We start from the raw sequence: 12,438 nt of genomic DNA, 5'->3' as shown, positions 1-12,438 counted from the left end.
AGTTAACCGAAGCTGGCAGATAAGGTGCCAACTGTCATTGCCCAACCATCCACGAGTACAAATACCACCAACTTAAAGGGAAGTGAGACAATTAAAGGTGATAGCATCATCATACCCATTGCCATCAGGACACTGGCGACAACCAAGTCGATGACCAAAAACGGGATGAAAAGCATAAAACCAATTTGGAAGGCGGTTTTCAGTTCACTAATGACAAATGCAGGCAAGACAACGGCAAATGAAATATCCTCAACGTTTTGGTCGAGAGGCTCATTGGCAATACGTAACATTTGTTCAAGAGAGCTTTGGTGCGTCTGTGCCAACATGAACTCTCTCACTGGTTTCTCTGCAACAGAAAAAGCCTGTATTAGCGTGATTTCGCCGTTGTCGTATGGCTGAAACGCATTTTCATAAATATCGCTCCAGACAGGGCGCATAATCAGTAACGTCAATGCGAGAGCGATCCCGACCAACACTCTGTTAGGTGGGCTTTGTTGAAGACCAAGAGCTTGGCGCAAAATCGCAAGGACAACGACAATTCGAGTAAAGCTCGTCGCCATCAAAATAAATGCTGGAAGAAAACTGAGCGCCGTCATCAACAACAGAATTTGCAGTTTAACGCTGTATTCTTGTTGTGTGTCGCCATCAGAAACGGACAAGATAGTTAAGCCGTTGTCAGCCGCCATTGTTGGGAAAGCAAACAAAAGTGACACCAATACCAAAAGAGGTAACCAACGGTGCCAAGCGCTCAGATTTTTCATTGTGATGCCTACCTAAGATTATTGACCAACGACACTCAATGCAGAGTCATGTACATCGATCAGACGAAGTCCATACTTATCATTGACAACGACAACTTCAGCGTGGCCCATAAGAGAACCGTTTACTTTCACGTCTAAAGGCTCGCCATTGAGCTTTTCCAACTCGATAACCGTGCCTTCACCCGCTTTCATTAAGTCCCCAAGTGGGATCTCCTTACTCGCAACTTCCAGCGTGACTGTGACAGGAATGCTTTTGAAAAAGCTAAGGTCACGTTCCGCAGTGGCTGGTTCTTGTTGGAGCGTATCTTCGGCTTCAAAGTCTTCTAATTGAAAATCATCAAAGTTCAGTTCTTCTGCGTCGAATGCATTAGTTTCTAGCGCTTCGCTCATCGCTGCGGTTCCTTATCAGGGTTAAAGATCAAAACAAGTTGGCCGTCTTGCTCGGCAATACGACCTGTAAATAGAGATTGGTTGCCAATGCTTACTGGAACCGTGTTAAGAAGCTCAATAGGTAAAATATCGTTAGGTTGTAAGCCAACCACATCACTTAAAGGCATCTTCTTTTTACTTAGAACAACGTTCAGTCGAACGGGGGTCGTCTCTAAAGAACGACAGAAAGGTTGAAACAAATCGGTATCAGGTTGCAGTTCAAGCTGCTCGATCAGCGTTTGAATAAGATGACCATCTAGCTTGAGATGAATTGAACCTTGATGATCGTCAAACGCAATGTTTAATTGAACGTTAATGCCAATTCCTCTAGGGGTCTCATACTCACCCGTGTCCCACATTTCACCAGGAGCAAGCCAACCGATGATGATTCGACTGATGCGCTCTTGTAAACGTAAGTCACTGGCCGTCAGAGTAGCGGCTGAACGCTCTGCACTTGCACCATAAAATCTATCAGCCAACTTTATTAGCGTGTGAGGGTTACCATGGATGAATACCATGCCGCCTTCCTGATGTTGATAGGTCGACGTTTGCTCTTTGTCCATCTCAACCGATGTAAAGCGGTGCAAGTCTACTGAGGTTAAGCTAGCTTCCACTTTTCCTGTGCTGAGCCAATTTTGTAATTCAGTCGTAAGGTTTGAGCAAGATTCTGAAATTAAATTATCGAGCTTCTCACGAATGATATGAATAGGTTTGCCTAATAATTCTACATCAAGTAGTTGACTATCAGAAATAGGCTCGCTAACTCTATTTTCCATTTATATTTTACCGTGCGTTAACAATCGAAAGTGTTTTAACTTAATGGCGTGTAGTCTACACAGAAATTTTAATGATCTTTTAGCTCCAAACTCTAAGATTGTGACTTTAGTTCACATGTTGCTTTGTTCATATAGTCATAATCTTTTAATGAAATTTAAAAAGAGTTAGTTTTCTTTATAAATCGCTTAATAAATAAAATAACAATGTTGAGCGTTTTAGTTGTTATAGATTTTTTAAATTGCCTTTATGGCGTAACAACAACTTCAAATAAATAAATTATAAGATACTGTTTTTTATGCTTAAAGCTTCCGTTGGAGGCTAAGCGTGCTCTCTTGAGCGTTTTGTAACCAATTTTAATATTCAGAATAGGTAATTAAAATGATTAGCTATGCCAGTTCTCTCGGCTTGGTGGCATATTTAATTAAACGGTTTAAGTCATGGGAATGTAAGATATACATGAATCATGTCCGTTTGATAATTTGTAACACAATTATTGTTATCAGTTTTATTTTTTCAAAAGTGTCATATTCAGAAGAAGTCTTAACAATCCCTATGGACCTCTCTAAATGGACATATGAGGGAAATAAATTCAAATGCAACTTGTTGCAATCAAATAATGACTATGGGAAGTTTTATTTCCTAGCGGAACCTAATAATAAATTCTATTTTATTTCCGATATAGAATATGAAAACAATAAATGGAAAACGATTGCTTTAACAACTCAAAATGCTCCTTGGAGTGATGAGCTTTATAGAAAAGAATTTGGCTCCCTTGAATTTACTAAGCCGTCTCAGCGTTTTATCTTTAATAAAGGCGCTGAAGAATTCATGGATTCAATTGCTTCGGGTAGTTGGGTGACGCTGTCACTTAAAGGAAGTAATGCTTCCTCTGTTTCAGAGATTGTGATTCCTACTCTTCAAATTCAAAACGCATTGAAATCATTTAATGCGTGTCGCGCGCGATTGCCTAAATTGTCTTTTTCAGAGACAAGGGATATGGCGCTCTCATTTGAGTTTGGTCAGAAGACGTTAAGTCGTGGACAGAAAGCAACACTAGAAGCGCTGTATAGCTATGTATCTGTGGATGATCGAGTGACCAAAATCCTCATCGACGGTCACACCGATAACGTTGGTTCAAGTTTAACGAACCTTTCTGTGTCACGTACTCGAGCAGAGCAAGTCACCAACGCTTTGATTGAGCTTGGGGTCGACGAGTCGATGATCGAAACACGAGCTCATGGTTCGCGTTACCCGATTGCCAGCAATAACTCGGTTAATGGCCAAGCAAAAAACCGACGTGTCACCCTGCGTTTAGTGAGGGACAACGAGTATACGGCTACGAAACACCACCCAGATCTACAATCACAAAATCAACAAACGAAAGTTAAGGTTCAATGATGACGAAAACGAAAATTTTGTTGGTTGAGCCAAATGAAGCTCTTGCTCAACCAGTATTGGATGTGTTGCAAAATGCAGGTTACACCGCGAAACACACTCGTACTGGTCGAGGCGCTTTGCTTGAAGAGCGAGCAGAAATCACTTTAGTGAGCTCTACGCTGCCGGATATGTGTGTTCGTGAGTTTGTCGCGTGTCACCAAAAGCAGCGAAATTCGGGTGTTGTTATTGCGATTGTCGACCAAGAACAAGGCATCTTGGCTGCTGAGACGATGAAAGCGGGCGCTACTGATTATCTATTACGCCCATTTGAATCTAATCAGTTGGTTAATCTGCTTAAACGTGTTGAAGCGTTAGGTAAGCCAATGGCCAACATTGTTGCGGAGTCTTGGAGAAGCAAACAAGTTCTGCAATTGGCGCATCGTGCAGCATGTACTAACGCGAGTGTGCTTATTACAGGTGAATCGGGAACGGGTAAAGAAGTGCTGGCGCGATATGTGCATGAGCACTCTCCGCGTATCAATGGTCCATTTGTGGCGGTTAACTGTGCCGCCATTCCAGAGTCAATGTTAGAGGCTGTGCTATTCGGTCATGTAAAAGGCGCGTTCACCGGAGCGACAAATTCTCAAAGCGGTAAGTTTGAAGAAGCAAATGGCGGGACGATTCTGCTTGACGAGATTGGTGAAATGTCACCTGCGGTTCAAGCGAAATTGTTACGCGTCCTTCAAGAGCGTGAAGTAGAACGTGTTGGTAGCCATAAAGCCGTTCAGCTCGATATTCGTGTTATTGCGGCAACCAACAAAGACTTACGTGAGGAAGTTCAAAAAGGCACGTTCCGTGAAGATCTTTATTATCGATTAGATGTGCTGCCTCTGCACTGGCCGCCTTTGCGTGAAAGAAAAGAGGACATTCTACCGATTAGCCAATTCTTTATTGAAAAGTATCAAGATAGCAGCCGCTGTCACCTATCCCAAGATGCGATTAGTGCGCTGAGTCAGTATCACTGGCCGGGCAATATTCGTGAGTTGGAAAATGTCATTCAACGCGCTTTGGTCATGCGTCATGGTGATTACATTACAGCCCATGACCTGATGCTGCCTATTGAGCTTGTCGCGTCAGTTCCTACAGCAGAGCCAACTTCAAGTTTTGGTCATGTAGAAGCGAAGAAGCAAGCTGAATATCAGTTTATTTTGGAAAAGTTACGTCAGTTTGGTGGAAACCGAACGAAAACCGCAAACGCGCTTGGAGTCTCTACTCGAGCGCTACGCTACAAGCTCGCAGCAATGCGAGAACATGGTATTGATTTACAGTCGGCACTAGGCTCGGCTGCCTAATAGGAGAAAAAATAGATGGCAAGTCAACCTACTCATGCGGTCTCGGCAGAGCAACTTATGTTGTCAAAAATGCAGGCGATGCAGGCACAAGTGCAGCCGCCAGAGTTTATCGTGAGTGCAAATCCTTTAGATCAACAATCACTAAACGCACCTTTATCGTTCTCACAAGCGATGACAAATGTGTTGGATACAGTGAATCAACATCAATCAGTGGCTAGTCAAAAAATGACGGCCGTAGAAACAGGAAAAAGTGATGACCTAGTTGGTGCAATGGTCGCGAGCCAAAAAGCCAGCTTGTCCTTTAATGCTTTGATGCAAGTGCGCAACAAAGTCGTGACCTCATTTGAAGATATTATGAAGATGCCGGTGTAATTCATGTCAGAACTAACCCCCCAAGTCGCCGGAAACACAGCTATGGCTACCGGCACAGCACAGACATTTTCTACTGCCAACGGCATGGACGATGTGACAACGAAGCTGAAGCAAATCTGGTCTAGCAGTCAGAGAAACTTAGTGCTATCTGCGGTGTTAGCTGCGATTGTTGCAGCGATTATTGTGGTTGCACTATGGAGTTCCTCGCAGAGCTTTCGTCCGCTTTATAGCCAACAAGAGCGTTTTGATATCGGCGAAATTGTGTCGGTATTAGAAAGCGAAGGCGTAAGCTACCGCATGCAAGAGCAAAATGGACAAGTTCTTGTACCAGAAGGTGAGGTTGCGAAGGTGCGCATGTTGCTTGCATCAAAAGGTGTTAAAGCTAAGCTGCCGACAGGTTTGGATTCGCTCAAGGAAGATAGCTCTCTTGGTACGAGCCAATTTATGGAAACGGCGCGTTATCGTCATGGTTTAGAAGGTGAGTTAGTACGTACTATCATGTCTTTGAACTCAGTAGCGAACGCGCGTGTTCATTTAGCAATACCTCGTCAAACTCTATTCGTCCGCCAAAACAGTGAGAATCCATCAGCATCTGTCATGCTTGAGCTCAAACCTGGTGAAGACTTAAAGCCTGAACAAGTTGAAGCGATCATTAACCTAGTGGTCGGTAGTGTCACGGCAATGAAGCCAGAATTTGTTTCTGTCATTGACCAGTACGGCCGTCTTCTTAGTGCGGATGTCGCTTCTGCGGAAGCCGGTAAAGTAAACGCGAAATATCTTGAATACCAGAAGAGTGTTGAAAAACAGATCATCCAACGCGCAGCAGACATGCTTACGCCGATTGTGGGGCCGAGTAACTTCCGAGTACAAGTCGCTGCCGATCTGGACTTTAGCCAAGTTGAAGAAACACAAGAAATTTTGGATAACGCACCGGTTGTGCGTAATGAGCACACCATTCATAACAACTCGGTTGATCAAATTGCGTTGGGTGTTCCTGGTTCTCTAAGTAACCAACCGCCAGTGACAGGATCTGGTGAAGTGGAAACGAACGATAGCCAAAACACGAATGCGCGATCTGAAGTGAATCGTCAATATGCTGTAGGGAGCAGTGTTCGTCGTACTCAATACCAACAAGGCCAAATAGAAAAGCTTAGTGTCTCGGTTCTGTTGAACTCCAAAGCTTCGCCAGATGGTGTCGCGTGGAGTGAAGCCGATAAAGAGCAAATCTCAAACATGATCATGGATGCTGTTGGTATCTCTGCCACACGAGGTGACAGCTTAAGTTTAATGAGTTTCAACTTCACCCCAATCGAAATTGATGCTCCTCCTGCACTGCCGTGGTGGCAAGACCCTACAGTACAGCAGCCAATACGCTACGTTATTGGTGGCTTGTTAGGCTTGGCGATGATCTTCTTCGTACTGCGTCCATTAATCATGCACCTAACTGGCGTTGATAAACCTGTGCCTGAGCTAAATTTTGCTGAGCCTCAGGAAGAACCTGACTACGAAAACTTGCAAACGCGTGAAGAACGCGAGCATGAAGAAGTACTTGATCGCCGCCTATCTGAAAAAGGCATCTCAGCCTCTTCAGGTTTAGATGTAAACAGCGACATGCTACCACCAGCAGGTTCGCCATTAGAAATTCAATTGAAACACCTACAGCTTATTGCTAATGAAGAGCCAGAGCGCGTAGCCGAAATACTGAAACAATGGGTAAACATCAATGAACACAGTTCTATCAAAGCAGACGCTTAGTTATGTTGAACAAACCGCGCTCGTGCTATTAGGCATGGGCGAGGATGCCGCAGCGAAGGTTTTGCAACACTTTAGCCGTGATGAAACCCAGCGTGTGACTCGTGCAATGGCGAAGTTAAATGGCATTAAGAGCGATTCTGCTCGTGGTGTTATTCAAACTTTCTTTGAAGATTTCCGTGAGCACAGCGGTATTCGAGGAGCCTCTAAGGAATACCTATCTAATACATTGCGTAAAGCATTGGGTAACGATTTGGCAAAAGGGTTATTAAATACCTTATATGGCGATGAAATTCGCAACAATATGCAGCGCTTACAGTGGGTGGAAGCAGAAACTCTCGCTCGTTTCATTGTGAACGAGCACCCACAAATGCAAGCAATTTTTCTAGCGTATTTGCCAGCAGACAGCTCTTCAGCGGTATTGAAGCACTTGCCACAAGATTACCATGACGAAATCTTGTTCCGTATTGCTCAATTGCAAGATATCGATCATCAAGTTGCTGTTGATTTGCATGAACTCGTTGAGCGTTGCATCGAAAAAGTATCCGCAAGTCAAAGCACGCCGTTATCAGGTGTTAAGCAAGCTGCAGATATCATTAACCGCTTTGAAGGTGACCGTGGTTCATTGATGGAAATGCTGAAGTTGCATGATGAAGATGTTGTTAATGCAATCGAAGAAAACATGTTCGACTTTATGGTTCTTGGCCGACAACGCGAAGAAACCATGGACATGTTGGTGCAGCAAATCCCGCTAGAGTTGTGGGCAGTCGCGCTAAAAGGTTCCGATATTACCTTACAGCAAGCTATTAAGCGTTCAATGCCGCAACGTATGGTGAAAGCGCTAGAAGATGACATGGACGCACGCGGCGCTGTTGCGTTAAGTCGAGTTCAAAAAGCACGTCAAGACATCATGCAAATGGTACGTGAGCTGGATGAATCTGGTGAAGTTCAGCTGCTTCTCTATGAAGAGCCAACGGTGGAGTAAGGTCATGCTAGAGACAAAATCAAGTACTATGCGATTGCCTCCGAACGGGTATCGTTTACACCGTTTTCCGCCTTTAGCGCAACCTAAGACTATCGAAGACGAATTCGGGCTAGATAACCAAGGCTGGCAAGAACCTCAAATTGATATCCAACAGCAACTTGAAGAAGGTTTTCAACAAGGTTTGCAACAAGGACATGAGGAAGGCTTACGCCAAGGTATCGAACAGGGCAAGCAACAAGGTCTGTTGGAAGGCCAAAAAGAAGGTTTCCAAAAAGGCTTTGTTTCCGGTGAGCAGTCTGGAAAGCAAGGCTTTTTGGAGGCGGCGAAGCCTGTCAATGAACTTTTTCACGCCCTTTCTCGTTGGCAAGATGAAAAAGAACAGCAACAACGCCATATGATTTGTGAACTGGTACAAAAGGTAGCTCAGCAAGTGATTCGTGCCGAGCTCACTTTAATGCCTCAGCAGATCCTAGCTTTGGTGGATGAGACATTGTCTGCCATGCCTGGTAAAGCGGAAACAGTAACTGTGCATTTAAATCCGCAAGATTTAGAGCGTATTACTCACATCAATGCTGATTTGCCGCAATCTTGGAAACTGGTCCCTAATACGGAGCTTCCTATTGGTGGCTGTCAGTTAGTGACTGATGACGCAGAAGCGGATGCGAGCTGCGACTCTCGCTTGGAAGCCTGTATGGACAATGTAAAGCAACACCTTTTGGATGAAGTCAGTATTCCACAGGTAGAGTCTGAGCATGAGTAATACCCTAAGCCATGAACTATTAAGTGAGCGTTTGAGCGAAGCCTTGGCTTCGCTTGATTCAATCCCTGTTGCTCGCGTAACAGGGCGATTGATAAAAGTAAACGGCTTAATGTTACAAGCCGTAGGGTGTCGGTTTAAGCTTGAGCAGCGTTGTCTCGTAGAAACCGCGGAAGGCGATATGATCGAAGCGCAAGTTGTGGGCTTTGAACACACTATTGCTTACCTCATGCCTATCCGCCGTTTAGGCGGTCTGTTTGCAGGTGCAAAAGTCATCCCTCTTGATGGTGACAGTACCGTGCAGCTAAGCTCTCAGTGGTTAGGACGCGTACTGAATGGTTTAGGTGAGCCGTTAGATGACGGGGCACCGCTTAAGGGGGGAGAGCGAGTTTCACTTGAACCAAAACCGATTAACCCACTGAAGCGACGCCCAGTTGATACACCACTCAACGTAGGCGTGCGTGCGATTAATGGACTATTAACGGTAGGCAAAGGCCAACGTATTGGTTTGATGGCTGGCAGTGGCGTCGGTAAAAGTGTGTTAATGGGGATGATCACCAAAAACACGGAGGCCGATGTAATTGTGGTCGGGCTTATCGGTGAGCGAGGCAGAGAAGTACGTGAGTTTATCGAGAGAAACTTAACCCCAGAAGCGCGCAAGAAAGCGATCATTATCGCGGCTCCTGCTGATGAATCCCCGCTAATGAGGTTAAGAGCGACACTACTTTGTCATCGCGTTTCAGAGTATTTCCGAGACCAAGGCAAAGACGTTCTACTTCTGATGGACTCTCTAACCCGATACGCCATGGCACAGCGCGAAATCGCTCTTTCGCTCGGAGAGCCTCCAGCTTCTCGTGGTTATCCGCCCTCAGTCTTCAGCGTGTTACCTCAACTCCTAGAGCGAGCGGGTAACAGTGAAAATCAACATGGTAGCTTAACGGCAATTTATACCGTATTGGCAGAAGGGGACGACCAACAAGATCCTGTCGTGGATTCCGCGCGCGCCATCTTAGATGGGCATGTCGTTTTATCGCGTCAACTGGCTGAGCAAGGGCATTATCCCGCGATAGATATCAACGCGTCTATTAGCCGTTGTATGAATACTTGTACGCAGGACGCACACAGCACGATTGCGAATAACTTCCGTCAAATGTACTCCAACTACCTTCAGGTTAAAGAGTTACTGCCATTAGGGGGTTATCAACCAGGACAAGATCCTGAGTTAGATCAATCTGTTGCTATGTATCCAAATTTGCGTGCATATCTACAACAAGCTGCCAGCGAGTCTGTAGATTACCCAACCAGTTTGACCGAGCTCGCGCAGCTTTTTCAAAGTGCTTAATCAAATGGGAGTGACAAGGCTGAAATGAAATCCAAGTTAAAAGCCGTAGGCAAGTTACAGCAAATAGAAGAAAAACAGCGTGACCGTGTGGGTCAACAACTTGATGCCATGCGTCAGCGTCACTCCCATCTTTCAATGCAATTGGAACAGTTGTCGGCGTTGAAAGGCCACGCTGGACAATCAACCCGAACCGGCCCGACGCTGACGAGCGCGGCTTTGATGAACTTTAATCGTGTTGACCAAATGCTACAAAGAATGCTTCGTCACCACGAGCAAGAGCAAGCCGTTATGCAAGCGGAATGTGCATCTGTACAGAAAACGCTAGAACACAAGCACGCACGCGTTCAAGGGTTAGAAAAAGTGCTTGAACGTTGGCGTACTAAGCAGAACTATGAAAAAGCGAAAAAAGAGCAAAAGATGATTGAAGACATCATTAACTCTCGCGTTAAGCGCAAGATATTATGATGTCTTGTTGACGCTACTAGGAGCGCGAATAATTTCTGCGGTGTCTTAGCCAACCAAACCAGCCTCCAAGCATGATCAACCCTGATCCGAGAGCACCGCCGCCACTGCTGCCGTTGTTACCAAAGCCAGATGTGTTGGTATCGACAGGCTCAAAGCCAGAGTCCCCTTCGCTATGATAATCTTCCGAACTTGCTAAGAGGGCGTTATAACTGGTTTTTACACCTGAGCTGGTTTGGGTCTCAATCCATGTTGCATAGTTCAAAATCTCGGTAAACACACTTGGAATCGCAGCGGATTCGCAAACTGAAGAACCGTAGCTCACAATGCCAATTTGCTGATACATGCCATTATTGTCTTGATAGGTGAGAGGACCGCCTGAGTCACCACGACAGATGCCAGTGTAGCTTCGTTCAGGAAATCCATTCGCACATAAACTTTCCTGAGCGTTAAACCCTGTTACCAACGAAACGCATTGGGTGTCGGTAAGGGGTTTTACTTCTGCCCAGCGTAAATAGTTAGGGGGGCTTTCATCATTGGTTGAGGTCTGACCTAAACCGAATATCTGATAAACTGACTTGCTGCTGTAGTCTCCAAAGTCTTGCGGTAAAGTGATGGATTGGACGTTATCGGTGATAGGTCTAGTCAATTCAAGGACAGCGATGTCATTAATCCATAAATCGCTAGGCACATAATCAGGATGAATCGTGATAGAGCGAACATCTTTGAATTCTTCAACAAACACGTCATTCATCGTAGGGTTTTTGACTAACACTCGTAGGTCGTTGATTGTCCAGCCGTCAGTAAAAACGCTTGGTTCTACGCAGTGGGCCGCAGTTAAAATGAAGCGGTCGTTTACAATGGTTCCCCCACAAATATTGGCAAACTGATTCGCGCCAGTTTTATGTAGAATAAGACGTGCAAAAAAAGGAAGTTGGTTTTGGGTAGCCTGCTGACCCCCAATAATTGCCGTGGAGATCCCTTGTTCTGAAAGGCGGTTATCATTTTCTACTTCAGCGGTCGTACTCAAAGATACTGCAAAACAGAGTGCGCTTAGCCATATTTGATACTGCTTCATAAACCATCCTTGGATGAAAAGTGCTCTTCTAACTTTATACTAGTTTTTCAGTGAATGCGCTTAACAAAAGTTTCTAATAGTTGAATGATTGTTGTAGCCAAGATCGCAACAGATGAAACGATTCAAGCTTTAGCTTGTGTGGCGGGCATACAAAGTAAAGCTGTTGATGAGGATTAATGACGGGTTCACCCAGCTCGATTAGCTGACCATATTTGATGTCATCCTTCACAAACAAGCGATGAGTGACCAATAACCCCAAACGACGAGTTGTGGCCTGGACGGCTTGTATCGACATGTTAAAAGTGATTGGTTTTTTATTTTTAGGTCGCTGGATACCCGTCGCGTCCAGCCACACGTTCCAGTCATTTTTTCTTCGTTCGTTAGTAACTTCAATGATGGGATACTGCTTTAAGAGTTGAGTGATGTTTGAGTCCTTTGTCTTCGCTATCAATTCAGGACTGCACACCAAAACCAGTTCATCTTCACTGAGCTTTTCGCAGTAGTAATCCTGCCATTCTTCGGGATTTCCATGCACCAAAGCCGCGTCGATACCTTCTTGTTCTAAATTGAATCTGCCAGACAGGTTTGATAAACGAACGTCTAATTGAGGAGCAAACCCTTGTAAATCTGACATTCGAGGAATCCACCAGTGAAGAGCCAATGAATTCACCATATTGAGCGTAACACGTTGCAAATTCTGATCTTGGATGAGTGCTTCCGTTGCATCGACAATTTGCTCTAAAGCGGGTGCCACCTTTCTGTAATACTTTTTACCGTCCGCATTGAGTTGAACTTGTCTGCCTATGCGATCAAACAGAGGCTTGTTGACTTGACTCTCCAGCGATTTAATTGCCTGACTTACGGCTGAGTGGCTCACACTTAATATCTGTGCTGCTTCTGTCATGCTGCCAGACTCAGCTACTGCAACAAATGCGTAGATGGACTTTAAGGGGACTAGTTTCCGCATAATTTAAAAACCGTAGCTGGTGATAGA

Annotated in this window: 13 protein-coding genes; 8 read left to right on the top strand and 5 right to left on the bottom strand. The window is 44.9% G+C overall.

Going from position 1 to position 12,438, the window contains the following annotated elements; all coding sequences use genetic code 11:
• Positions 1-2 precede the first annotated feature (2 nt).
• The 3 genes from fliP to R7Z10_RS01485 are packed head-to-tail and all read right to left on the bottom strand — an operon-like array spanning position 3 to position 1,966.
• Positions 3-761 (bottom strand): flagellar type III secretion system pore protein FliP, encoded by a 759-nt coding sequence (fliP, locus tag R7Z10_RS01495; RefSeq protein ID WP_005375037.1) that lies wholly within the window; start codon positions 759-761, stop codon positions 3-5.
• 18 nt (positions 762-779) lie between these two features.
• Positions 780-1,151, bottom strand: a complete 372-nt coding sequence (gene fliN, locus R7Z10_RS01490; RefSeq protein WP_318103737.1) for a flagellar motor switch protein FliN — start codon at positions 1,149-1,151, stop codon at positions 780-782.
• Positions 1,148-1,966 carry a FliM/FliN family flagellar motor switch protein gene (locus tag R7Z10_RS01485; protein WP_005375039.1) on the bottom strand — a complete coding sequence of 273 codons (819 nt, stop codon included), beginning with the start codon at positions 1,964-1,966 and terminating at the stop codon, positions 1,148-1,150. The genes fliN and R7Z10_RS01485 overlap by 4 nt, the downstream gene beginning before the upstream one ends.
• Before the next feature lie 379 nt (positions 1,967-2,345).
• Between R7Z10_RS01485 and R7Z10_RS01480 the strand changes: the two genes are divergently transcribed.
• Genes R7Z10_RS01480 through fliJ form a run of 8 tightly spaced genes read left to right on the top strand, consistent with a single transcriptional unit; the run spans position 2,346 to position 10,369 of the window.
• Positions 2,346-3,365 carry an OmpA family protein gene (locus R7Z10_RS01480; RefSeq protein ID WP_318103735.1) on the top strand — a complete coding sequence of 340 codons (1,020 nt, stop codon included), beginning with the start codon at positions 2,346-2,348 and terminating at the stop codon, positions 3,363-3,365.
• Entirely contained in the window at positions 3,365-4,696 is a 1,332-nt protein-coding gene (locus R7Z10_RS01475) for a sigma-54-dependent Fis family transcriptional regulator (RefSeq protein ID WP_031778880.1), read from the top strand. The genes R7Z10_RS01480 and R7Z10_RS01475 overlap by 1 nt, the downstream gene beginning before the upstream one ends.
• 15 nt (positions 4,697-4,711) lie before the next feature.
• The gene (gene fliE / locus R7Z10_RS01470; protein WP_005375045.1) at positions 4,712-5,068 is read left to right on the top strand and encodes a flagellar hook-basal body complex protein FliE; all 357 of its coding nucleotides are present in this window, start codon (positions 4,712-4,714) and stop codon (positions 5,066-5,068) included.
• Between the two features lie 3 nt (positions 5,069-5,071).
• Positions 5,072-6,823, top strand: coding sequence for a flagellar basal-body MS-ring/collar protein FliF (gene fliF, locus R7Z10_RS01465; protein ID WP_005384024.1), 1,752 nt, complete (start codon positions 5,072-5,074; stop codon positions 6,821-6,823).
• Positions 6,792-7,805 carry a flagellar motor switch protein FliG gene (locus tag R7Z10_RS01460; protein WP_005375048.1) on the top strand — a complete coding sequence of 338 codons (1,014 nt, stop codon included), beginning with the start codon at positions 6,792-6,794 and terminating at the stop codon, positions 7,803-7,805. Before fliF ends, R7Z10_RS01460 begins: the two co-directional genes overlap by 32 nt.
• A gap of 4 nt (positions 7,806-7,809) precedes the next feature.
• Positions 7,810-8,565 (top strand): flagellar assembly protein FliH, encoded by a 756-nt coding sequence (gene fliH / locus R7Z10_RS01455; protein WP_017820534.1) that lies wholly within the window; start codon positions 7,810-7,812, stop codon positions 8,563-8,565.
• Entirely contained in the window at positions 8,558-9,904 is a 1,347-nt protein-coding gene (gene fliI, locus R7Z10_RS01450) for a flagellar protein export ATPase FliI (RefSeq protein WP_318103734.1), read from the top strand. The genes fliH and fliI overlap by 8 nt, the downstream gene beginning before the upstream one ends.
• A gap of 24 nt (positions 9,905-9,928) precedes the next feature.
• Positions 9,929-10,369, top strand: coding sequence for a flagellar export protein FliJ (fliJ, locus tag R7Z10_RS01445; protein WP_318103732.1), 441 nt, complete (start codon positions 9,929-9,931; stop codon positions 10,367-10,369).
• Between the two features lie 16 nt (positions 10,370-10,385).
• On the opposite strand, the gene R7Z10_RS01440 is transcribed toward fliJ, so the two are convergent.
• A complete protein-coding gene (locus R7Z10_RS01440; RefSeq protein WP_017634716.1) occupies positions 10,386-11,444 on the bottom strand; it encodes a trypsin-like serine protease in 1,059 nt (352 codons plus the stop codon).
• A gap of 73 nt (positions 11,445-11,517) precedes the next feature.
• Positions 11,518-12,411 (bottom strand): LysR substrate-binding domain-containing protein, encoded by an 894-nt coding sequence (locus tag R7Z10_RS01435; RefSeq protein WP_033906699.1) that lies wholly within the window; start codon positions 12,409-12,411, stop codon positions 11,518-11,520.
• Positions 12,412-12,438: the final 27 nt, after the last annotated feature.

Origin of the sequence: Vibrio sp. Vb1018 (assembly GCF_033338775.1) — a bacterium.
GTDB lineage: Bacteria > Pseudomonadota > Gammaproteobacteria > Enterobacterales > Vibrionaceae > Vibrio > Vibrio alginolyticus.
This window is presented reverse-complemented; position numbering and strand designations above follow the sequence as displayed.